Origin of the sequence: Streptomyces sp. NBC_00443, from assembly GCF_036014175.1 — a bacterium.
Lineage (GTDB): Bacteria > Actinomycetota > Actinomycetes > Streptomycetales > Streptomycetaceae > Streptomyces.
In genome coordinates this window covers 8,741,646-8,762,779 of record NZ_CP107917.1, presented here as the reverse complement: position 1 = coordinate 8,762,779, position 21,134 = coordinate 8,741,646, and the positions used below count along the sequence as shown (strand labels likewise).

Annotated in this window: 17 protein-coding genes and 2 pseudogenes; 4 read left to right on the top strand and 15 right to left on the bottom strand. The window is 70.8% G+C overall.

Going from position 1 to position 21,134, the window contains the following annotated elements; genetic code table 11:
• Window positions 1–58: 58 nt before the first annotated feature.
• Complete coding sequence (locus OHO27_RS39995; protein WP_328429818.1) at window positions 59–2,302, bottom strand: serine/threonine-protein kinase; 2,244 nt, start codon at window positions 2,300–2,302, stop codon at window positions 59–61.
• A 63-nt stretch (window positions 2,303–2,365) separates the two neighbouring features.
• Window positions 2,366–3,149 (bottom strand): annotated as a pseudogene (locus tag OHO27_RS39990) (oxygenase MpaB family protein).
• Window positions 3,150–3,421: 272 nt separating this feature from the next.
• Here OHO27_RS39990 and OHO27_RS43305 point away from each other — a divergent pair.
• Entirely contained in the window at window positions 3,422–3,853 is a 432-nt protein-coding gene (locus OHO27_RS43305; protein ID WP_443059666.1) for a peptidoglycan-binding protein, read from the top strand.
• 11 nt (window positions 3,854–3,864) lie between these two features.
• Here OHO27_RS43305 and OHO27_RS39975 read toward each other — a convergent pair whose 3' ends face one another.
• The 6 genes from OHO27_RS39975 to OHO27_RS39950 all read right to left on the bottom strand — a co-directional run bounded on the left by OHO27_RS39975 (window position 3,865) and on the right by OHO27_RS39950 (window position 9,958).
• Window positions 3,865–5,064 (bottom strand): hypothetical protein, encoded by a 1,200-nt coding sequence (locus OHO27_RS39975; RefSeq protein ID WP_328429817.1) that lies wholly within the window; start codon window positions 5,062–5,064, stop codon window positions 3,865–3,867.
• Between the two features lie 68 nt (window positions 5,065–5,132).
• Window positions 5,133–6,212, bottom strand: a complete 1,080-nt coding sequence (locus tag OHO27_RS39970) for a M14 family metallopeptidase (RefSeq protein ID WP_328429816.1) — start codon at window positions 6,210–6,212, stop codon at window positions 5,133–5,135.
• Between the two features lie 2 nt (window positions 6,213–6,214).
• On the bottom strand, window positions 6,215–6,535 hold the full coding sequence (locus OHO27_RS39965) for a hypothetical protein (protein ID WP_328429815.1): 321 nt from the start codon (window positions 6,533–6,535) through the stop codon (window positions 6,215–6,217).
• A gap of 3 nt (window positions 6,536–6,538) precedes the next feature.
• Window positions 6,539–8,086, bottom strand: a complete 1,548-nt coding sequence (locus OHO27_RS39960; protein WP_328429814.1) for a S8 family peptidase — start codon at window positions 8,084–8,086, stop codon at window positions 6,539–6,541.
• Window positions 8,087–8,238: 152 nt separating this feature from the next.
• Window positions 8,239–9,450, bottom strand: a complete 1,212-nt coding sequence (locus OHO27_RS39955) for an acyl-CoA dehydrogenase family protein (RefSeq protein WP_328429813.1) — start codon at window positions 9,448–9,450, stop codon at window positions 8,239–8,241.
• 124 nt (window positions 9,451–9,574) lie between these two features.
• Window positions 9,575–9,958: a ferredoxin gene (locus tag OHO27_RS39950; RefSeq protein WP_328429812.1), complete on the bottom strand. Its 384-nt coding sequence runs from the start codon at window positions 9,956–9,958 to the stop codon at window positions 9,575–9,577.
• 140 nt (window positions 9,959–10,098) lie between these two features.
• Between OHO27_RS39950 and OHO27_RS39945 the strand changes: the two genes are divergently transcribed.
• The gene (locus OHO27_RS39945) at window positions 10,099–10,455 is read left to right on the top strand and encodes a DUF6479 family protein (RefSeq protein WP_328429811.1); all 357 of its coding nucleotides are present in this window, start codon (window positions 10,099–10,101) and stop codon (window positions 10,453–10,455) included.
• A 28-nt stretch (window positions 10,456–10,483) separates the two neighbouring features.
• Here the strand turns inward: OHO27_RS39945 and OHO27_RS39940 are convergent, their stop codons facing one another.
• Window positions 10,484–10,840: a hypothetical protein gene (locus OHO27_RS39940; RefSeq protein ID WP_328429810.1), complete on the bottom strand. Its 357-nt coding sequence runs from the start codon at window positions 10,838–10,840 to the stop codon at window positions 10,484–10,486.
• Window positions 10,841–10,921: 81 nt separating this feature from the next.
• On the opposite strand from OHO27_RS39940, the gene ppk2 reads away from it, so the two are divergent.
• Window positions 10,922–11,725, top strand: a complete 804-nt coding sequence (ppk2, locus tag OHO27_RS39935) for a polyphosphate kinase 2 (protein ID WP_328430689.1) — start codon at window positions 10,922–10,924, stop codon at window positions 11,723–11,725.
• 3 nt (window positions 11,726–11,728) lie between these two features.
• Here the strand turns inward: ppk2 and OHO27_RS39930 are convergent.
• From OHO27_RS39930 to OHO27_RS39915, 4 genes and pseudogenes are all read right to left on the bottom strand, one after another.
• Window positions 11,729–12,609 (bottom strand): annotated as a pseudogene (locus tag OHO27_RS39930) (universal stress protein).
• A gap of 163 nt (window positions 12,610–12,772) precedes the next feature.
• Window positions 12,773–15,253 carry a glycoside hydrolase family 65 protein gene (locus tag OHO27_RS39925; protein ID WP_328429809.1) on the bottom strand — a complete coding sequence of 827 codons (2,481 nt, stop codon included), beginning with the start codon at window positions 15,251–15,253 and terminating at the stop codon, window positions 12,773–12,775.
• Window positions 15,253–16,026 carry an HAD family hydrolase gene (locus OHO27_RS39920; RefSeq protein ID WP_328429808.1) on the bottom strand — a complete coding sequence of 258 codons (774 nt, stop codon included), beginning with the start codon at window positions 16,024–16,026 and terminating at the stop codon, window positions 15,253–15,255. Before OHO27_RS39920 ends, OHO27_RS39925 begins: the two co-directional genes overlap by 1 nt.
• Before the next feature lie 426 nt (window positions 16,027–16,452).
• Entirely contained in the window at window positions 16,453–17,319 is an 867-nt protein-coding gene (locus tag OHO27_RS39915) for a LysR family transcriptional regulator (protein ID WP_328429807.1), read from the bottom strand.
• A 68-nt stretch (window positions 17,320–17,387) separates the two neighbouring features.
• On the opposite strand from OHO27_RS39915, the gene OHO27_RS39910 reads away from it, so the two are divergent.
• On the top strand, window positions 17,388–18,323 hold the full coding sequence (locus tag OHO27_RS39910) for an EamA family transporter (RefSeq protein ID WP_328429806.1): 936 nt from the start codon (window positions 17,388–17,390) through the stop codon (window positions 18,321–18,323).
• Between the two features lie 61 nt (window positions 18,324–18,384).
• On the opposite strand, the gene OHO27_RS39905 is transcribed toward OHO27_RS39910, so the two are convergent.
• On the bottom strand, window positions 18,385–19,785 hold the full coding sequence (locus OHO27_RS39905; RefSeq protein WP_328429805.1) for an acyl-CoA reductase: 1,401 nt from the start codon (window positions 19,783–19,785) through the stop codon (window positions 18,385–18,387).
• Entirely contained in the window at window positions 19,782–21,125 is a 1,344-nt protein-coding gene (locus OHO27_RS39900; protein ID WP_328429804.1) for a hypothetical protein, read from the bottom strand. Before OHO27_RS39900 ends, OHO27_RS39905 begins: the two co-directional genes overlap by 4 nt.
• Window positions 21,126–21,134 lie beyond the last annotated feature (9 nt).

Sequence of the window (21,134 nt, the reverse complement as noted above, 5' to 3'; positions counted from 1 at the left end):
GATGATCTAGGTCGGCCATAGGTGGGACAGGCCGGAGTCACGGCTCGGCCACTGGGCTTCACCCGCCTCCGGACGCCCGCTGCTGCCGCAGCACCGCCACCCTCCGGTACAGCTCGACCGCCTCCGCGCTCCGCCCGAGCTGCTCCAGGCAGTGGGCCTCGTCGTTCCGGCTGGCGAGGGTGTCGGGGTGGTCGGCGCCGAGGACGTGTTCGCGGGCGGTGGCCACCCCGCGGTACTCGGTGAGCGCGTCCGGCCAGCGGCCCAGCCAGCCGAGGCTCACCGCGACCTCGCGCCGGCTGACCAGGGTGTCGGTGTGGTCGGGTCCCAGCACGCGCTCACGGATCGCGCACACGTCCCGGGACTCGGCGAGGGCCTCCTCCCAGCGTCCGAGGCGGCCGAGGTTCACGCCGAGGCCGTGTCGGGCACGCAGGGTCTCGGGGTGGGCGGGGCCGTGGACACGGGTGCGGTCGTCGATCAGGTCGAGGTAGAGCTGGAGGGCCTCCGCGCTGCGGCCGAGGCGGCCGAGGCTGATGCCGACCTCGTAACGGGCGGCGAGCGTGTCGGCGTGATCCGGGCCGAGGGCCTGGGCGCGGGCGTCGGCGACCTCGCGGTAGGTCTGCAGGGCCTCGGCCCAGCGGCCCAACTGACCGAGGGCGTAAGCGACTTCGTAGCGCGTGACCAGGGTTTCGGGGTGGTGCGGGCCGAGGACGCGGGCGCGTGCGACGGCGACCTCGCCGGCCATGCGGTACGAGTCCTCCAGGCGGCCGAGTCTACTCAGGTTGAAGGCGAGGTTGTGGCGGCAGCGCAGTGTGTCGGGGTGGTCGGCGCCCATCGCGCGTTCCCGTGCCGTCAGCACGGACGTGTAGACCTGGTGCGCGTCGAAATGGCGGCCCAACTGCCCGAGCACGTACGCCATTTCCTGCCGGGCGGCGAGCGTCTCGGGGTGGTCGGGGCCGAGCGAGAGACTGCGGGCGCGGGCGACGTGCTTGTACTCACGCAGGGCGTCCGCGGCGCGGCCGGTGCGGCTGAGGGTGAAGGCGACCTCGTAGCGGCTGGCGAGGGTGTCTGGGTGGTCGGGGCCGAGGAGGTGCTCACGTTCGGCGGCGACGGCCCGGTGCACCTCGCCCGCCTCGGTCCAGCGGCCCAGTCGGCCCAGGCTGAGACCGGCGTTGTGGCGTCCGGCCAGCGCCGCGAGCGCCGCCGCGGAGGGGGTGGGCGTTTCGTCGGGTACGGCGGCCTCGTCGGGCCGCCGGCCGGTCGTGGGCCGGGGGATCCACTCGCCGGTGAGACCGGCCCCCGCGTCCGGAGGTGTGGTGCGCAGTCCCGCGCCGGTGGCCTTGTGGCCGGTGGTCATGCCGCGGGTCCAGGACGGCAGGCGGGGCTCGCGGGTGACGGGCGCCGGGGGCCCGAGGTCCGGCTGTGGGGTCACCACGGTCGGCACGTACGTCGGTGTCGTACGGCCCAGACCGATCCGGCGGCCCAACTCGCCTCCGTCGTGCGGTCGTTCCTCGGGCCGCTTCGCCAGCAGGTCGAGGATGACCTGCTCGAAGTACTCGGGCAGCTCGGCGCGGTGGCTGCGCGGCGGCCTGGGCGCGGTGTCGCGGTGTCCGACGAGGATCGCCCAGGGGTCGTCCAGGTCGAACGGCGGTACCCCGGTGGCGATCTCGTACAGCACGCACCCCAGCGAGTACAGGTCGCTGCGCTGGTCCACCTCCTCCCCGCCGATCTGCTCCGGCGACATGTAGTGCGGGGTGCCCATCGCGATGCCGGTGCCGGTCAGCCGGGAGGTGAAGCCGATGTCATGGGCGAGGCGCGCTATGCCGAAGTCGCAGATCTTCACCGTGCCGTCGGCGAGCCGCATGATGTTCGCGGGCTTCAGGTCGCGGTGCACGATGCCCTGCTGGTGGGTGTAGGCGAGGGCGGCGGCGACCTGGTCGGCGATCTCGACGACGTCCGGGACAGGCAGCGGATGATGCTTGTTGTCCTCCAGGAGCTGGCTGAGGTTGCGGCCCTGGAGCAACTCCATGACCAGGAACAGAACCCCGTCGGACTCGCCGAAGTCGTGGACCACGGTCACCCCGCGGTGCTGGAGCGCCGCGGCCACCCGGGCCTCTCGGCGAAACCGCTCCCGCAGGACACGCGTGAACGAGTGGTCGTGGTGCGGCCCCAGCGGCTTGAGGCACTTCACGGCGACCTGCCGGCCCAGCGACTCGTCGCGCGCACGCCACACCTCGCCCATACCGCCGCGCCCGATCGGATCGAGCAGCCGGTACCGGCCCTGGATCAGCCTGCTGTCCCCCATCGCCCGCGATCGCCCCCCGTCACGGTCAGCCTTGCCCTCCCCCGGCTCGTCCAGTATGGCGAGCTATCGTCCGAGTTTGTACGGTGCCGGGACGCGAGCCGGGGCCGAGTCGTGCCATGGCGCGCAGGATGTGTTTGGGCGGGAGTTGCCAGCGCAGACGTGCGGGAACAGCGCGCAGCAGGGTGCCCGTGGCACGCAACTGACGGGTGACGGTGGCGGGTTCCGGTGCCGGTCTGCCGTACAGCTCGTGGGCGTACGGCGGCAGAGCGGCGTACGCCAGCTGCGCCACGCGCCGCCACAGCACCTCGCGCGCCGGGACGAGAAGGGGATGCGTCGGCGGGCGGAGCAGGAAGTCGTCCACCGCGCGTGCCTCGGATCCGCACGCGAGCTCGGGCCGCACCTTCTCGAAGTACGCCGCCATCTCGGCCCGGTTCGCCGGGACGGCGTTGGGGTCCAGCCCCACCAGGCGGGCGCTGACGCGGTGTTCGTCGATGTAGCGGTCGGCCTGCGCGTCGGTGAGGCGGAAGCCGGAGCGCCGCGCGACCTGCAGATACGAGTCGATCTCGGCGCAGTGCACCCACAGCAGCAGCTCGGGTTCGTCGACGCCGTACCGCTCCCCCGTGTCCGGGTCGGTCGCGCTCAGCATGCTGTGGATCTTCCGCACCCGGGCGCCGGCCTTCTCGGCGGCCTCGGTGGTGCCGTAGGTGATGGTGCCGACGAAATTCGCGGTGCGCAGCAGACGACCCCAGGCGTCGCGCCGGAAGTCGGAGTTCTGCATGACGCCGCGTACGGCTCGGGGGTGCAGGGCCTGGAGGTAGAGCGCGCGGATTCCGGCGACCCACATCATGGGGTCGGCGTGCAACTGCCAGGTAACGGACCGCACTGCGGCCCGATCGTCCCCCAGGAAGGCCACCGTCGCCCCTCTCCGCGTCGTATGGAGTACCTCGAACACGGTACGCATCGCGAGCCACTTGGGAAGACCCCGTTCTCCTGCACCAGATGGACTTTGCACTCACGAAGGGCTCGCCGTGACGAATGTCTGACGGTTGACGCATAAATAGCTGAAGCCGCAATTGAGTCCTGTTTGCGGTATGCCAATACCCGACTAGAGTAGGCCATATGGGTGAGACAAAATTCTACGTAGCGAAGAAGGGTGACAATCTGAACAAGATTGCCACCATGCACGGCCTGACACTGGCCCAGGTTCTGGAGTGGAACCCCGAAATCACCAGTCCGAACGTGATTCAGATCGGACAGCGCATCCGCGTTTCCGCCCCGGAATCAGTCGTCGGTTACGAGCCGTTCCCTGGTCCCGGCTTCTTCCAGCCGACCAGGACCAGCCCGATCGTCGAGGCCATGGGCTACCGCCTCATCGAGGAAGGCTGCTCGTCATATCCTGACGGGCCGGACCTCAAGTGGAGCGACGCGGACAAGGCGTCCTACTCCAAGTGGCAGCGCAAGCTGGGTTTCTCCGGTAAGGACGCGGACGGCATGCCCGGGAAGAAGTCCTGGGACAAGCTGCATGTGCCCCACGTCGTGGCCGGGGGCTAGCCCTCGACTGATCAGCGCTCGAAATCCTCATCAGCTGAATGGGTCCTTGCCGTTCCTGCCTCGGGCGGAGATTCCGTGGCAGGAACGGCGGTGCGACCGGAGGAAGCCGGGGGATCCAGGGGGCCATGTACCGAATTCAGGACCTTCTGCCCCTGAAGGTCGACCCATTTGGTGAAGAGTTGCTGGGAGTATCCGAAGATGACAGCCCACGCGATGATCTGCGCCGACGAGTCCAGCGAGGTGAGACCGGGTACGAAGCCACCCCGCATGAGCAGGAGGCCCAATACGGCCGTAAGGGCACCTGCGGGGATCTTCAGAGCCGCCAGGGCGATCGGCGCGGAATAGGGCGTCGACGTACCCCTGATTCTCCGCAGAGTGGACGCCGCCGCCACTCCGGCGGCGACGAGGCCGATGAATTCGACGACGAGATAGTCGCCCCATGCCGAAACGGCGGCGAAGTTCTGGTCGAGTTCGGTGGATTCGAAAAAGTCCTGGCTTCCCGTGGGACAGACGACCACGTAGTCGACCGTCGAATCCGGGGCGGGCGCGTCGTTCGGCCGTGGGGGGTTGAAGCACAGTGGAACGGATTCCGGGAAAAGGGAGGTGAGTACGCCCACCGCTCCCGCCAGAAGGAACAGGAAGAGGGCCACCCTCCAGACGATGCGCACGAAGCTGCCCGCGCGGAGCTTCTCACGCAGCGCGACTCCGTGCGCCACATCCACGGCCTCGAGGACGATGAGCAGTTCCGTCTCGTCAATGACTCGGCGCCGAGCGGACTTCGCCATCACGATTTCTGTGGCGACCCTGCGCGGGTCGTCGCGGGTCAGGTGTTCTCTGACCACGGCGAGCATTCCGGGAAGATAGGGAGCCACCTCGGCGGGGGCCGAGAGAAACGACTTCAGCCAGAGCAGGCGTGCCATGTTCAGGTGGACCTGTGCCGCCGTCACATGAGAGCCCAGGGGCGCCCGATGATGGTGGTCGAAGGTCAGGATGCGCTCCGCGCACTGCAGTTCTTCCTCCGCCGCCGCCAGCAACGCCAGGCCGTCCGCACCGCCGGAACTCTCCACGGCCCGTTTGCGTTCGTTGACAAGCGCCCGGAGTTTTCGGACCGTGGTGCGGGCGTCCTCGCCTTGTTCCCAGGACCGCCGCTCGCGGTACCACTCGGGGTAGCGCCCCGGAATCAAGCCTCGCATCCACTGGCCAAGTCCCATGGGTCCATGGTCCGTACCCGGGCGTGTGCCGAGGGTGATTGCCCCGAACGAGGGTGCGCCGCCGGGCCTCAGCCGTCCGTGACCTCGGGAGCATTGAGCGCGAGCGCCAGCAACGCGGCCGAGACCTCCCCGATGACCTCTTCGGCTTCGCTGAACACGGGCTGGAAGGTGTCGCCACATTCGATCGTGTAGCCGAACACCTTGGCGTGAGCCGGGTCGGTGAGGTGCCGGCTGTAGGCGTAGTCGTCACTCGTGCCTGAGGTGGGATACAGCCCGAACGCCGGCTCGACCCCGTAGTCGACCCCGCGCACCGCACGAGCCGCGTCGTTCATCCGTTCCGCGAGTTCGACCGCGATGTTCAGGTCCGGTTCGGTCATGAACTCACCGATGCCGTCGTCGGGTCGCCCGCGTACGGCGTCGAGGTCGGGGTTACGGAAGTTGTCGGTGGGGGTGCTGGACTGGTTCTGGTCGGAGCCCCAGTTGTGAAGGATCACCGGAACCGCGCTGTGGACGTCTACCATCCACCGGATCCGCGGGTGGCTGTCGAGCGCCCAGACCACGTTTCGGGTCTCGGGCTCCGAGGCGGCGGCCGGTCCACGGTAGACCTGCGGATCGCACGGCTTGTCCGAGGTGTGAACATCTGCGTCCGGGGCGAACTTTGCCTTGTGGTCCCAGACGAAGTCGAAGTTCCGGTTCAGATCGACTCCCACGCACGAGGGGCCCGTGGACCCGGCAGGTGCCGACCGGCGGTTCTTCCGCCACATCGCGGACGTGGTCTGGCTGAAGGCCCGGCCATCAGGGTTGACACAGGGGAAGAAGAACAGACTGACCTCCTCCAGCACCTGCGCGACCTGTGCCGCGGTGAACGTCGACGACCCATAGCCGAGCCCGGTGCCGGCGTCGTGGGCCTCCAGCAGGTCCGCCGCCAGCGAGATCAACGCGTCGGGCGGCACCCACTCGCGCGCGTGCATCCCACCCAACAGCAGGATTGCCGGTACTTCGTCGGACTGCCGCGTCCCGACCCGCAGCAACCTCGTCGTGCGCCCTTCGTGGGTGGCGTGTGGCAGGTCGATGACCTCGGTCCCCCCGGGGTAGGCGCCGTCCAGACTGGTGATCGCCGATTCGATCTCGGCCACGTTGAGATACACGGTCACTCCTTACGGCCGAGCCCGTGCGGAACGGCGTCCCGGTCGGCGAAGCGGTCTCCCTCGCCGACCTCTTCCTTGCGGGCGAGCCAGTTGTCCGTGACGTTCTCTACCGTGGTGATGTCCACCTTCGGTGCCGATCTGGCCGACCTTGCTCGGTCGAGCTGATCCTGGCGGAAGTAGAGGTCGAGTCCGACACCCGCCCCACTGCCGCGCGCGACGGCGCGGCAGCCGACGTCGGGATGTGTCTCATGGACGAACTCCCTGAGCGCCTCGGCATTCTCGGCGACGACATGGCAGCGGACGACCGCGGGTTCCCCGCTCATGGCCTAGTTCCCGGTGGCCAGCGCGACGGCCTGAGCGGCGTTCACCCGGCCGAAGCCGTAGTCGTCGTTGTGACCGGCCTCGTCGTACTCGACCTGCGGGCCGCCGATCGGGTCGGCCGACCGGTGCATCACCTCACGTAGTTGATCCCGCGTGAGTCGTGGGTTCACCGACAGTGCGAGTGCCGCGCACCCGGCCGCGCAGGGAGCGGCGAAGCTGGTGCCGGTGTTGACTCCGTAGCCACCGCCGGACGTGGTGCTGAGGACGTCGACGCCGGGGGCGATCAGTTCCACCTCCGGGCCGCGTGCCGCGTTGTCCTCCCGGTCCGTGTTGGTCGAGCGCACCACGGCGATCACATCCGCGTGGGAGACCACTTCGTCCTTGGTGATGTCGACGTTCCTGCCGTTGCTCGCCGCCCAGAAGATCGGCAGCCCCTTGCCCTGCCGTCCGTCCGAGGCGGCGAACTCGAGGGCGAGTTCCAGAGTGCTGGACAGATCCCAGACCGCGCCGTTCGGGCCCAGGCTGCTGACGAGGATGTCCGCCCCGGCCCCGGGATCGATACCGGGGACCTCCGTCGAGGGGTCGGCCGCGAACGCCACGGCACGGGCGAGGGTGGTCTGCGTACCGATCTGGTCCTGCAGGCAGGCCAGCAGCATCAGGCTGCACTCGGGGGCCGCACCCGTACCGCCCGCCCCGTTGTCGTGCCGGGCGCCGACCATGCCGGCACAGAACGTGCCATGATCGCTGTCGGGCATCGTCGAGGTGCCCTGGACGAAGACCGGGCGCTGCACGCCGTCGGCGAAGAAGCCCGACAGCGGATCCAGCCCGTTGGCGAGATCCGGGTGCCCCGCGTCGAAGCCGGTGTCGATGACTGCGACCCGGATCCCCGCTCCGAAAGTGCTGTCCCAGGCCGACTCGATGTGCACATCGGCGTCGGGAGTACCGCCGTTGGTACCGGGATTCCTCCACTGCCACTGCTCGCTGTAGCGGGCCCCGGTGGGCCTGAATCGAGCGGGGACGTGCTCGATGAACGCCGGTTCGGCGAAGACGAAGCGGTCGTTGTCGTGCAGTTCGACGGAGGCCGCGAGCGCGTCCTGCGACGCCGCGGCGCGCACCTCGTACAGGTTCTTCGCGAAGCCGAGCTTGCCGACCACCGTCAGACCCGCCGCCTCGAGCTCGCGTTCGGCCTCCTCCTCGGAGAGTTCCGGAGCCAGTCGTACGGTCAATGCGTCAGTCGCGATACCGATCCTGCCGTTGGGCCGGCGGATGACCTTGCCGGTGGTCTGCGCGCCGGGAATCACCCCGCTCGCGGTGAACACTTCGCGCGTCCGCTGGTTCGGCCTGACGAACACCCAGCTCGCGCGCGCGAAAGCAACGGTGGTCTCGTCGTCGACCCCGGCCTCGCGTATCTCCCCGAGGGCGCTGCTGCCCAGTTCCGCCGTTCTCTCGGCGGCGGCGCTCGCGCGGATTTCCGTGCCCATCTTGACCGCGACGACGTCGTCGAGTTCTTCAGCCTCGACGAGATGACCACGCTGATAGTACTGACGTGACATTGCACTCGCCTCTTCAGGTCGGCGCGGGAGCAGTCGCCGGTGACGTCACGGCGCCGAACTCGCGGCCTTGTAAAACCCCTCTCTGCCAGTCTCCTCGCCCCTTCAACGCTCGGCAAACGGGGCCGCCATGGCTCGAATCACGGTGATGCGCGCTACCTCCGCACCCTCGGCATCCCCAGCCCGATCCACGAGATGATCTCCCGCTGGATCTCGTTGTTGCCGCCGCCGAAGGTGAAGATGACGGCCGAGCGGTAGCCGCGCTCCAGCTCGCCGTGCAGGACGGCCCCCGCCGAACCCTCCTTCAGCGCGCCGGGTGCGGCGACGATCTCCATCAGCCAGGCGTACGCGTCCCGGCGCGCCTCGGAGCCGTAGACCTTCACCGCGGAGGCGTCCTGGGGTGTGAGCGTGCCGTCCTGCACGGCGCTCACCATCTTCCAGTTCAGGAGCTTGAGGGCGTCGAGCCTGGCGTGGGTCTGGGCGAGCCGGCGGCGCACCCAGGGGAGGTCGATCACCCGGCGGCCGTCGGCGAGCTTGGTCTCCATGGCCCAGCGCTGGACGTCGTGCAGGGCGCGGATGGCCATGGTGCCGTGGGCGGCGAGGGTGACGCGCTCGTGGTTGAGCTGGTTGGTGATCAGGCGCCAGCCCTGGTTCTCGGCGCCGACCCGGCGGGAGACCGGGACGCGGATGTTCTCGTAGTAGCTGACGGTGGTGTCGTGCGAGGCGAGGGTGTTGATGAGGGTGCAGGAGTAGCCGGGGTCGGTGGTCGGGACGAGGAGCATGGTGATGCCCTTGTGGGGCGGCGCGTCCGGGTCGGTGCGGACGGCCAGCCAGACCCAGTCGGCGGTGTCGCCGTTGGTCGTCCAGATCTTCTGACCGGTGACGACGTACTCGTCGCCGTCGCGCACGGCGCGTGTCCGCAGGGCCGCCAGGTCCGTGCCCGCGTCGGGCTCGCTGTAGCCGATCGCGAAGTCGATCTCGCCGGAGAGGATCTTCGGCAGGAAGTACGCCTTCTGCTCGTCCGTGCCGTACTGCATGATCGTCGGGCCGACGGTGTTGAGCGCCATCAGCGGCAGCGGTACGCCCGCCTGGGCCGCCTCGTCGAAGAAGATGAACTGCTCCATCGCGGTCAGGCCGCGGCCGCCGTATTCCTTGGGCCAGCCCATGCCGAGCCGACCGTCCGTGCCGAGCCGCCGGATCGTCTTGCGGTAGTAGCGCTTCTGGGCGGCCGGATCGGTGATGGGGGCACCTCCCGCGCCTTTCGGGCTGTGCGGGAGGGTCTGCGCGCGGTCGGGCACCAACTCGGCGAAGTAGTCGCGCAGTTCGGTGCGCAGCCGCTGCTGCTCGGGCGTGTATTCGAGATGCACGGCGCCTCCAGGCTCCCCAAGGCCGGTCCTGACGGCGCACACCGTAGAACGTGTTCCAGAAATTGGGAATGGCGAGGAGCGGCGGAATGCGGTGCGAGCCGCTGAGGCGAGGCGGCTCAGCCCGTCAGTTGAGCGTGCTCATGAAGTCCGTGCAGGCCCGCGCGCAGGCACGGCATGCCTTCGCCGCGTCCTCGGCGCCCGGGTGCCGGTCGAAGACATGCGCACACTCCAGGCACACGGACCGGGTCCACTCCAGCTGGACCCGGAGCGCGGTCTCGGCGCCCTCGTCCATGCCGCCCTGCTCGGACAGCACACGGCAGGTCGTGTCGCACACCTCGGCGCACAGGATGCCCTTGCGTCGCACAAGTTCCTGGTCCTCGGCCGCGTCCGGATCGACGAGGCTCGCACGCAGGGCGCAGGTCCGAGCGCACTCGGTGCAGGCCTGGGCGCACGCGAAGCGGTCCTCGAGGAACTGGACGAGTTCTTGCTGGGATGCTGTCGATGTCACAAGGGGCGGGTAGCCGCCGCCGGGGGCACCAAACCCCTGCTCTCCCGCCCCGCGGCCGGGCGTTCCAGCTGGTCGTGGCGAACGGGTTCTTCAGGGACGCCGCACGTGTCCATCGAGGAGCCAGGGGTACCCGCGAGCCCATGGACACGACTTGGATGGATATCGCCGCAGGTCGGGGCGCGCTCGCCGTCGGGTTGCTCGTCGCCGGTGTGGTCGTCGTGGCGCTGCTCATCGGCGCCTTCGTCGTGGGCGCCCGGATCAGGCGCCGGGAACCGCGTCCGCCACGTCCCGAGGAACAGCCCAGGCTGCCCGCCGAGGGCCCGGTCCACGAGGTCCGGGAGCACCGGGAGCCCGCCGAGGTGCCGAAGAGCGACCAGCGGGTCACCCCCCACGACCTTCCCGCCCACGGCAACATCCCCTCCCGGACCAGCCCGTCGCAGGAACGCACGCGCTGGAGCGAGGGCGGCAGCGGGTCGTTCGGCAGCGGCGGCACGTGACGCCTCCGGCGAGCGCGGAACCTGCGCCTCACCCGGTGTCCCCGGTCCCGTCCGCGAACCCGCGTGCCAGGTCGCGATGATGCTCCACCGTCACCGCCGCGACCTGGGCGCCGGTGACGGTGGATCCCGGCATGCCGCCCAGGCGTGCCATCTGCTCCGCAAGGCGCAGGTGCTCCGCGCGGGCATGCCGGCGGCAGGCCAGGCAGGTGACGCTCTCGGGGCGCGGTGTCGTCATCGCGTACGGCACCCGCAGCCCGCAGCCGGCGCCGACCGTCTCCGGCAGATCGCCGACCAGGCCGAACGTGCCCGCCAGAAGACTGCGCGCGCGGGCGTCGTAGCGGGTCACGCTCTGCTCGACGTGGATGTGCGGGTCGACACCGTCCATACGCCCATCCTGCCCGTCGGCATGCGACCCCCGTCACCGGTCAGTACGGTGCTGTTCTGGCGTTCGAAGCTGGGAGGCGGCATGGCCGGCAACAAGGCGGAGAAGCTGCCGCGCAAGGCGTACGAGAAGGAACTGATGCGCCTGCAGTCGGAGTTGGCGAAACTGCAGGAGTGGGTGCGGGCCGAGGGTGCGCGGCTCGTCGTGATCTTCGAGGGGCGGGACGCGGCGGGCAAGGGCGGCACGATCAAGCGGGTCACGGAGCACCTCAATCCCCGGGTCGCGCGGATCACGGCGCTGCCCAAGCCGACCGAGCGCGAGCGGACCCAGTGGTACTTCCAGCGGTACATCGGGCATCTGCCCGCCGCCGGGGAGATCGTGCTGTTCGACCGCAGCTGGTACAACCGCGCCGGTGTCGAGCGCGTCATGGGCTTCTGCAGCAAGCAGGAGTACCAGCGCTTCCTGCGCCAGTGCCCCCTCTTCGAGCGGATGCTGGTGGAGGACGGGATCCAGCTGCGCAAGTACTGGTTCTCGGTGAGCGACGAGGAGCAGCAGGAACGCTTCCGGCGTCGGCTGGAGGATCCGCTACGGCGCTGGAAGCTGTCCCCGATGGACCTGGAGTCGGTCACCCGCTGGGAGGCGTACTCCCGGGCCAAGGACGAGATGATGGTGCACACCGACATCGCCGAGGCCCCCTGGTACGTCGTCGAGAGCGACGACAAGCGCCGGGCCCGGCTGAACATGATCGCCCACCTGCTGAGCTCCGTGCCGTACCAGGACGTCCTTCCGCCCGTCCTGGACCTGCCCGAACGCCCGGCCTCGACCGGCTACCAGCGACCGCCACGCGATCTGCAGAACCACGTCCCCGACCACGCGGCGAGCCTGTGAGACTCACTCCGCACCGGAACGGACGACGGCGACCGGGCACTGCGCGTGGTGGAGCAGTGCCTGACTGACCGAGCCGAGCAGCAGCCCGGCGAACCCGCCCCGGCCGCGCGCCCCCGCCACCACGAGACCGGCTTCGGCGCTGGCCTCGACGAGGGTGTGCCGGATCCGGCCGCGCACCAGCCTGCGGCGCACGACGACGTCGGGATACAGCTCGCGCAGCCCGCCGAGGGCCTCGGCGAGCACACGCTCCTCCTCGTCGCGCAGCCGCCCCTCGTCGTACGTCACGAAGGGCGGGTCGGCGGGGCTTTCGTAGGCGCGCTCGGAGCGGGTGCTCCAGGCGTGCAGCGCCACCAGGTCCGTGCCGCGCGCGGCCGCCACCTCAAAGGCGAACTCGACAGCCCCCGGGCCGCGGGCGAGCCGTCGACGGCGAGGAGCACGGGCCCGTCCGGGTCCGGCCTGCCGCGCACCACCAGCACGGGGCAGGCGGCGTGGGCGGCCATATGACCGGCGGTGGAGCCGAGCAGCAGGGCGCCGAACCGGCTGTGGCCCCGGCTTCCGACCACCGCGAGGGACGCGGTGCGCGACTCGATCTCCAGCACCGTCACCGGTTCCCCGACGGCGATGTCACGCGTGATCTCGAGGCCCGGCGCAAGCTCGTGAGCGCGCTGCTCGGCCTTGGCGAGCGTGCCGTCGATCAGCTCGCGCATCCCGGCGCCGCTCGGCTCCCAGAGCCGCCCGCCGTGCGGGATGTGTGCGGCCGGCCGGCCGAAGGCGTGCACCAGCCGCAGCCCCACGCCGTGCAGCCCCGCCTCGCGCGCCGCGATCTCCACGGCCTTCATGCTCGACGGCGAGCCGTCCACCCCTACGACAACCGGGCCGTGCATCGCGCTCCCCTTTCCGCGCGGGATCCGCCTTCCTCGCAGGATCCGCGAGGTTGTCCTCCCACTCCTCCCACTCCTCTCCTCCCACTCCTCCCAGCCTCTCCCCGTCGGCCGCATCGCGCACCGGGCGGTGCCTCGCGCGGGGCGAAGCCGACGATGAGCCGCGTCAGTCGTGCACCACCAGTCGCCCCGTTCCGCCCGGCGGCAGCGACACACCGCGACCGGGCAGCCGTACGTCGATCGGTGAGGCGTCGGAGGACGGGACCTGGATCTCCAGCAGCCCTCTTTCCAGGCGCAGCCGTACGCCCCAGTGGCCCTGGTAGCGCAGGGGGAACCCGTAGGAGGACAGCTCGGGCAGCGGCACGGGGTCCAGCCACAGGGCGCCGCCACGGGTCTCCAGGCCGGTCAGGCCGCGCTGAACGAGGTCGAGGGTGCCGGCCATGGCGCCGAGGTGGATGCCCTCGCCGGTGGTGCCGCCCTGCACGTCGGCGATGTCGCCCTGGAGGGCCTCCTGGACGAACGTCCACGCCTCCGTGCGCCGGCACCGGGCCAGGACCCAGCCGTGGACCAGACCGCTGAGGGTGGAGCCGTGGCTGGTGCGGTGCATGTAGTAGTCGACGGTGCGCTGCCACATGTGCTCGTCGAGCCGGACTCCCAACCGGTGGAACATGCTGCCCAGTTCGGACGGGGCGAAGAGGTAGCCGAGCATCAGGACGTCGGCCTGCTTGGAGGCCTTGTAGCGGTTGACCGTGTCGCCCTCCGCCTCCAGGATCCGGTCCAGTCGCCGGATGTCGCCGTACTGGCCGCGGTAGCCGTTCCAGTCGAGCTCGGCGAGGTCGCCGTAACCCGCGAACTGGCTGATGACGTCGTCGTGGAAGGGGACATGGAGCGTGTGCGAGACGTCGTCCCACCGTTCGAGCTCGCCCCCGTCCAGGCCGGTGCGTTCGGCGAGTTCGCGCCGGCGGGGCTCGGGCAGGTTCTCCAGCAGTTCGAGGGTGCGGGTGAGCACCCAGGCCGCTGTGACGTTCGTGTACGCGTTGTCGTCCAGGCCGGGTGCATCGGCGTCCGGGTAGGCCTCGTGGTACTCGTCGGGGCCGACGACACCCTTGATGCGATGGCGGCCCAGACTGTCGTCGTAGACGGCCTTGTCCGCCCAGAAACGGGCGATCTGCAGCAGCATCTCGGCGCCCTTGGTGTGCAGGAACTCCATGTCGCCGCTCGCCTCGCAGTACTGCCACACGTTGTACGCGATCGCCGAGCCGACGTGATGCTGGAGCCGGGAGTGGTCCGCCAGCCAGCGTCCCGAGCGCGGGTTGAGATGGAGCTGCTGGGTCTCCTCACGGCCGTCGCTGCCGCTCTGCCAGGGGTACATCGCGCCCTTGTGGCCCGCCGCCCCGGCGCTGGTGCAGGCCTGTTCGAGGCGCCTGTGGCGGTGGCGGAGCAGGGCGCGGGATACCTCCGGGAAGTGCATGTTGAGGTAGGGCAGCACGAACAGCTCGTCCCAGAAGACATGGCCGCGGTAGGCCTCGCCGTGCAGTCCGCGGGCGGGGACTCCCACGTCGAGGTCGGCGGTGTGCGGGGAGAGCGTCTGCAGGACATGGAAGAGGTGCAGGCGCAGGATGCGGCCCGACTCGCCGGGGACGTCGAGGGCGGCGCGGCGCCAGAGCTGGGCCCAGGCCGTGAGGTGCGACCCGACCAGCGTGTCGAAGCCGGGGGCGCGGCCCACCCGGTCGACGGCGGCGTGGAGCGGGTCGCTGATCGCCGGGTCGCGGGAGGTGTGCAGGGCGACGGTCTTGTCGACGGTGACGGTGCGGCCGGGGGCCAGGTCGATGGTCAGCCGCTGGATGGCGTACGGCCGTTCGTGGCTGATCGTGACCGGAGCATCGGCGTCGGTGGTCAGCCGGGAGGCGATGCCGATCCGGATGTCGGAGGTGCGGGTGCGGCAGCGCAGCCAGACCGTGTCCGGGGCGGCGGTGCCGGTGTGGACGTGGGTCAGATGGCGGCCGTCCAGGTCCCGGTAGCGGGCCACGCCGGCGTTGGTGACGCCCCCGTCCAGGGACGCCTCCACTTCGAGCGGGCCGGCGAATCCCTCGGCCGTGAACTCGGTGCGCAGCGCCGCCAGATGAGGGTCGGCCATGTGCACCATCCGCTGCTGGCGCACCGTCAGCACTCCGTCGCCGCCGAGGCCGTACCGCGTCCGGCGCTCCAGCAGCCCCACGGACAGGTGCAGCATCAGCCGGTGGTCGAGCACGTCCGCGGTGTCGGGGACGATCCAGTCTCCGTCGGGCAGGCGGAAGCGCAGGGGCAGCCAGTTCGGGACGTTGACCATGTCCTCGTTCTCGACCCGGCGGCCCGCGACCTTGGAGGTGAGCCGGTTGTAGATGCCGGCGACATACGTCCCCGGATAGTGGACGTCGTCGGCGGCGCACTCGGGCAGCGCACCCCTGCTTGCGAAGTAGCCGTTGCCCAGCGTGCACAGCGACTCCCGGAGTCGTTCGTCGCCGGGCTTGTAGCCCTCGTACTCCCAGCTCCAGCCCGTTCCGTCGACCTCCGAGCCCAGATCCGTTCCGTCGGCCTTCGAGATCAGCTCTGCTGCTTCGGCCACCGAGCTCAGGTCAGCTCCCTCGGCCTCCAGGCTCCGGTCCATCACGTCGGCGCTCCTCCCGCGCAGAGTTCTCCGAGGTCCCGTACCACGATGTCGGCGCCGTGCCGCAGCAGCCGCGCCCCGGTGCCGGCACCCGCGGCCCGGTCCACGCCGACCACCAGGGCGAATCCGCCGCGCCGGCCCGCCTCCACGCCTGCCAGGGCGTCCTCGACGACGGCGGCCTGACCGGCGGGGGCGCCGAGTCTGCGGACCGCCTCCAGGAACAGGTCGGGCTCCGGCTTGCCCGCGAGGCCCAGGCGGGCCGCCTCACCGCCGTCCACCAGGGCGTCGAACAGGTCGAGGACCCCTGCCCGCTCCAGCAGTTCCCCGGCATGCCGGGACGCGGAGGCGGCCGCCCGGGGCACGCCCGCCGCGCGCAGCGCCTGCACCAGCCGTACGGTCCCCGGGTAGGCGTCGACGCCGTGCTCGCGCAGCCTCTCGGTGAAGAGGCGCTCCTTGTCCTCGGCGACGGCCCGAACCGTCTCGTCCGAGGCGTCGATGCCGCGTGCGGCGAGGAAGGCCGCGGCGCCGTCGAGGCGGGACTTGCCGTCCACGTGGCGCAGATAGTCGTCCCCCGCGTCGAAGGGCCGGCGCTGATCGGGGTCCGCGGGCGGGTGGGCGTGCAGGTAGCCGTCGAAGGCCACTTTCCACGCGGCGGCGTGCACCCGGGCCGAGTCGGTGATCACTCCGTCGGTGTCGAAGACGACGGCGCGCACGTCGCGCAGGGCGGGGGCCAGCGCCTCGCGCGCCCTGTCGGGGGTGAGGGGCCCGTGCATCGGTCACCCCCGCCGCGGCAGGTCGTCATCCGGGCCGTGTGCGGGCCGGCGCCGTGTGCATACGGCATCCGGGGGATGTCCGCGCACACCGGCGTCACAGAACGCGAACCGCACGGCGCCCTCACCTCCGTTCGACGGCGCTCCCGCACCCGGCGGGATTCGCTCATGGGTACCCGCCGGGACCGCTTTGTCACCTCCCGGCACCGCTACCGCCGCGCCCGCCGCCCAGGTGCGCCCACCGGCCCTGGCGCATCGGCCGCGCGCATGGTGTGCTGGAGGTGACGGGAAGGACCCAGACCGGCGCGGGGAAGCGGATGACGGCCGCGCACCGCGCAATCAGGATCCGCGAGAAGTGGATAGGGCCCTTCCCGCCCCAGTGTCCTGCTCCGTCCCCGTGCTGTCGCCCCGGGCGCTCCTGTGCGTGCTTCAGTCGCCCCGGTAGAGCGCCGTGAGCAGTTCGATCGCCGCCTGAGCTGCGGGCGGCGGGTCGTCGCGCCACCAGGCCAGCCGTACGGCGATGGGTTCGGCGTCCCTCAGCGGCCGGTAGACGACGCCGGGGCGCGGGTACTGGTGGGCGGTGGCCTCGGCGGTCATGCCGACGCAGCGGCCGGTGGAGATCACCGTGAGCCAGTCGTCGACGTCGTGCGTCTCCTCGGTCGCCGGTTGCGAGTCGGGCGGCCACAGGTCGGTCGTCGTGGTACCGGTGCGGCGGTCGACGAGGAGGGTGCGGCCGCTGAGGTCGGCCAGCCGGACCGAGCGGCGCCGGGCCAGCGGATCGTCGGCGGCCACGGCGCACAGCCGCCGCTCCAGTCCGACGATGACGGTCTCGAACCGCCGGTCGTCCACCTGCCTGCGCACGACGGACAGATCGCAGGCGCCCTCCACCAGGCCCGCGGTGGGCGAGTTGACGCGGACGAGCTGCAAGTCGGTACCGGGGTGGGCGGCGGCCCAGCGGCGCTGGAACGCCGGGGTGTGCCGGCCGAGCGCCGCCCAGGCGTAGCCCATCCGCAGCCGGGCGTGCCCGGAGGCGGCCTCCCGGACCAGGTCGCCCACCTCGCCGAGCACCCGCCGCGCGTGCGCCAGGACCCGCAACCCGGTCCCCGTCGGGGTCACCTCGCGGGAGGTCCGCCGCAACAGCCGTACGCCCAGGGCGCGTTCTAGCGAGGCCAGCGAGCGGGACACGGCCGCCTGGGAGACACCGAGGGCGATCGCGGCGTCGGTGAACGTGCCCTCGTCGACGATCGCGACGAGACAGCGCAGCTGCCGCAGCTCCAGATCCGTCACTCGATCCATGACTCAAGCGTATAGATGGCTCCGCTGACGCATTTTGCGCAAAGATCGAGCGGTCGCACGATCGGCGTATGCGCACCCGCCTCGCACCCGCGCCCGCCACCGCGGCCACGCTCGTTCCCTCGCCCTCGCCCTCGCCCTCGTCAACGAGGCCGCTCGATGACCGCAAGCAGGCCGGCGGACGTCTCGCCGGTGTGGCCACGATGATCGGCAGCGGACTGTCCACCCAGACCGGCGCCGCGATCGGCTCCCTCGCGTTCCCCGTCCTCGGACCGGTCGGTGTCGTCGCCGTGCGGCAGTACGTCGCCGCAGTAGCCCTGCTGGCCGTGAGCAGGCCGAGGCTGCGTTCGTTCACCTGGAGTCAGTGGTGGCCGGTCGCCGCGCTGGCCCTGGTGTTCGGCACCATGAACCTCTCGCTGTACTCGTCGATCGAGCGCGTCGGCCTGGGACTGGCGGTGACGCTGGAGTTCCTCGGCCCGCTCACCATCGCTCTGGCCACGTCGCGCCGCCGCGTGGACGTGTGCTGCGCGGTGATCGCCGCGGCCGGTGTCATCACCCTCATGCGTCCGCAGCCCTCGACCGACTACGCCGGGCTGGCGCTGGGCCTGCTGGCCGCCGTCTGCTGGGCGTCGTACATCCTGCTCAACCGGACCGTCGGCCGGCGCATCCCCGGAGCCCAGGGGGCGGCGGCCGCGTCCGGCATCTCCGCCCTGATGTTCCTGCCGGTCGGCGTCGTCATCGCCGTCCGGCACCCGCCCACGGCCGACGCCCTGGCCTGCGCCATCGCCGCCGGGCTCCTCTCCTCGGCCGTGCCGTACCTCGCGGACCTGTTCACCCTCCGCCATGTCCCGGCCCGTGCCTTCGGCCTGTTCATGAGCGTCAACCCGGTCCTCGCGGCCGTCGTCGGCCTGGTCGGGCTGGGTCAGGACCTGGGCGGGCTCGAGTGGGCGAGCATCGGAGCCATCGTCGCCGCCAATGCGTTGAGCATCGTCACGTCACGGGACTGAGGCGGGACGGCCTTGAGGTGATCGGCGGCCGCGCAGCCAGGGACGCGCGAGTGGCTGTGTATCACTCGTCGTTCACCCACCGCATGAGCCGTTGAAGCGGATAGAAGCCGTCGTGGGAGAGGCCCGGAGGCATGCCGCCCGCCTTGCCGAGCGAGACCACGCGCTGGACTCCGGCGCAGGCGAGGGCGTCCCGCAGTTCGGGCTTGCGCGTGTCGGGACAGACGCCGACGGTCTGGGTGGCGACTCCCGCATGACCGACGGCCTCCGACAGCTCGCTGACCGGGACGACGTTGACGATCTTGCCGTCGGGATGGAAGTCCACCGGTTCCGGGGAGCGGATGACCAGGCCCCGACCGTCGTAACCGCCCCACACCCGGTACTCGGGCGCCAGGGAGCGCAGTACGTCGATCTCCTCACGCAGCTCCGAGGCGACCCGCGGCCCGTCGGCGGAGCTGAACTCCCGGGCGACGCCGAGGCGTTCGCACAGCAGCGCGGCATAGCGGTCGGCGTCGTCCTCGGAACCCTCGACGAACTGGAAGCGGCTGGCCACGCACGCCTGCTGGTTGAAGAACGTGGCGTCGGCGGCGCCCGCGTCGGCCGCCCGGGCCAGCGACTCGGGCGACTCGAACGCTTCGCGGCCGATCAGCGAGATGGAGGTCTTGGGGTCGAACGACACGAGCTCGAACCCCGGACCCACGTACCGCAGCGCCCCGCGGATCGTGGACTCGCCGCCCCAGGCGACCAGTTTGTCGAAGAACTGGGGGCGGAACAGCACGCTCTCCACCGTCTCGTCGCCGCCGCGCCAGTACACCGCGGAGAACGAGCACACCACGGGGTGCCCCGGGGCCACCGCGGCCATCGTGCGCAGGATGGCGGTCGCCGTGAACAGGTCGTTCGAGGGCAGCTTCAGGAGGTTGACGCCCTTGGTGAGGGCTCCGCGTACGACGGACATCGCGGCGACGCCGGGCGCGTTGCCAGCGATGATGTGCACCAGGCGCGGCGGGAAGGCTCGGGTGGCCGCGGTCCGCCCCTCGGGCAGACGCACCTCGCGCCAGCCGTCGAGGACGTCGGCGCCGCCGAGTTCGTGGTCGATCTGGGCGTACAGGTTGGGGCGCTGGAAGCTGCGCCACAGGACGGCGTAGGCGCGTTCGAGGACCTCGGCGGGCAGGGGACTGACCCGGACCATGCGGTCGAGCGCCTCGGCGAGGAGGCCGTTGCGGTCCGCCTTGAGGGCATCGCCGGTCTCCACCAGCAGGTCGACGATCTCGGCGACGGGCACGTGGAAGGCGGGGCCGGGCGCGGTGCGCGGCCATACGAGGCGGTCCAGGTCGAGCGCCGGTGCGGTGAAGGCGGCATCGGCACGGCCGTGGGCGATGTGCGGGCCCGCGTCGATCTCGCCGCGGATCACATGGACTACGGCCACCGGGCCGGCCGCCGTGCCGTCGAGTGTCGTGGACGTCATCCGTGGATCATCCCCCGCACATAGGAGTCGAGTGTCGCGGCGCAGGTGATCTTGTCGTCGCCGCCGAGATCGCCGTAGCGCCGGATGTCCGGCAGGACCGCCGGCCCGGCTCGGCCGCAGTCACACGGCGAGAAGTCGACGAAGACCCGGTCGCCGCTGATCAGTCCGCCCCAGCGGCCCGAGAGGGAGACGTCCAGGAAGGCGAACCGGCCCTCCACGACGCCGTGTTCGGTGTTGAGGAGCGTCTCGCCCGGCTCGTCGAGGACGAGGGGGATCACCCACGGCGGCACGTGGTAGTTGCCCTTCTCGCAGGCGAGGCAGGAGCCCTGCAGCTCCGTCATGCCGTAGCTGCGGACGCGGCGTACACCCTCGTAGAAGGCGGCGAACTGCGCCTGGTAGTCGTCGGGCAGCGCCCGGCCCTTGTTGCCGCCGCCGCTGAGTACCAGAGTGTCGGGGTGCAGGCTGCCGTCGGGCAGGCCTCGTGCCCGCAGGGCCTGGATCAGCGTGAACTGCTGGTTGTTCATTCCGGCGATCAGCAGCGGCTCGTCGCGGTGGGCGGCGATGTCGTCCACGATCCGGGCGAAGGCCGCGCCCAGTTCCTCCTCGCGGGCCTCGGACGCGGTCTCGAAGGAGCTGATCTCCTGCGGGGTCGCGGTGCCCTCCGCCATCCGGCGGCGGAGCAGCGCGCTGCTCATCAGGTCGGAGACGCGCATCGGGTCCTCGGTGAGCAGCTGTGTCTCGCCGGACCGGGCGAAGACGTCCGCGTGCCACCGGAAGCCGTCGATGGAGCGCATCGGACCGTTCGCGGGCGCCAGCAGGTACCCGCGGCGGGTGGGCTTCGGCGGCAGCGGATCGGGCCAGCAGGTGAGGTGTTCCAGGATGTCGTGGAGGAAACTCAGGTCGCTCGTACCGCAGTTGAGAAAGGACACCTTTCCGGAGGTGCCGCTGGTGATGTACGGGCGGTGGCCGGCGGCCGTGATGCGTGCCGTCCATGCGTCGATGTCGCGTACGCCGTCCATGTCGACGTCGCCCGGTTCGACCACGGACACGGTCGTGTACCAGCGCAGGAGCCGGTCCCAGCGGCCGGCCGTGATGAGGGAGACGGGGTACGACTTGTAGCTGGTGTGGGAGAACAGCAGCGGCACGAGGTCATCGGGACCGGTGATCTCGTGCACGCCGGTCTCCTCGGCCCGGGTGCGCAGCAGCGGAATGCGCTCGCGGTGTGCGGTGAAGGCCTCCCGGGCGGCTTCGAGCTGCAACTCCCTCAGTTCATTCGCAGGTTGCTCGAAGGTGTCGCCGGACAGGACCAGGGATCGGATCTCTTCGCGTGCGCTGGGCACAGCATCCAC

What these genes read in the sequence shown, in the direction of transcription:
- OHO27_RS39905 (WP_328429805.1), bottom strand. Translation starts at nt 19,785, where the DNA reads ATGACGTCCACGACACTCGACGGCACGGCGGCCGGCCCGGTGGCCGTA.
- ppk2 (WP_328430689.1), top strand. Translation starts at nt 10,922, where the DNA reads ATGGCCGGCAACAAGGCGGAGAAGCTGCCGCGCAAGGCGTACGAGAAG.
- OHO27_RS39960 (WP_328429814.1), bottom strand. Translation starts at nt 8,086, where the DNA reads ATGTCACGTCAGTACTATCAGCGTGGTCATCTCGTCGAGGCTGAAGAA.
- OHO27_RS39995 (WP_328429818.1), bottom strand. Translation starts at nt 2,302, where the DNA reads ATGGGGGACAGCAGGCTGATCCAGGGCCGGTACCGGCTGCTCGATCCG.
- OHO27_RS39945 (WP_328429811.1), top strand. Translation starts at nt 10,099, where the DNA reads ATGGACACGACTTGGATGGATATCGCCGCAGGTCGGGGCGCGCTCGCC.
- OHO27_RS39925 (WP_328429809.1), bottom strand. Translation starts at nt 15,253, where the DNA reads ATGGACCGGAGCCTGGAGGCCGAGGGAGCTGACCTGAGCTCGGTGGCC.
- OHO27_RS39965 (WP_328429815.1), bottom strand. Translation starts at nt 6,535, where the DNA reads ATGAGCGGGGAACCCGCGGTCGTCCGCTGCCATGTCGTCGCCGAGAAT.
- OHO27_RS39975 (WP_328429817.1), bottom strand. Translation starts at nt 5,064, where the DNA reads ATGGGACTTGGCCAGTGGATGCGAGGCTTGATTCCGGGGCGCTACCCC.
- OHO27_RS39920 (WP_328429808.1), bottom strand. Translation starts at nt 16,026, where the DNA reads ATGCACGGGCCCCTCACCCCCGACAGGGCGCGCGAGGCGCTGGCCCCC.
- OHO27_RS39940 (WP_328429810.1), bottom strand. Translation starts at nt 10,840, where the DNA reads ATGGACGGTGTCGACCCGCACATCCACGTCGAGCAGAGCGTGACCCGC.
- OHO27_RS43305 (WP_443059666.1), top strand. Translation starts at nt 3,422, where the DNA reads ATGGGTGAGACAAAATTCTACGTAGCGAAGAAGGGTGACAATCTGAAC.
- OHO27_RS39910 (WP_328429806.1), top strand. Translation starts at nt 17,388, where the DNA reads ATGCGCACCCGCCTCGCACCCGCGCCCGCCACCGCGGCCACGCTCGTT.
- OHO27_RS39915 (WP_328429807.1), bottom strand. Translation starts at nt 17,319, where the DNA reads ATGGATCGAGTGACGGATCTGGAGCTGCGGCAGCTGCGCTGTCTCGTC.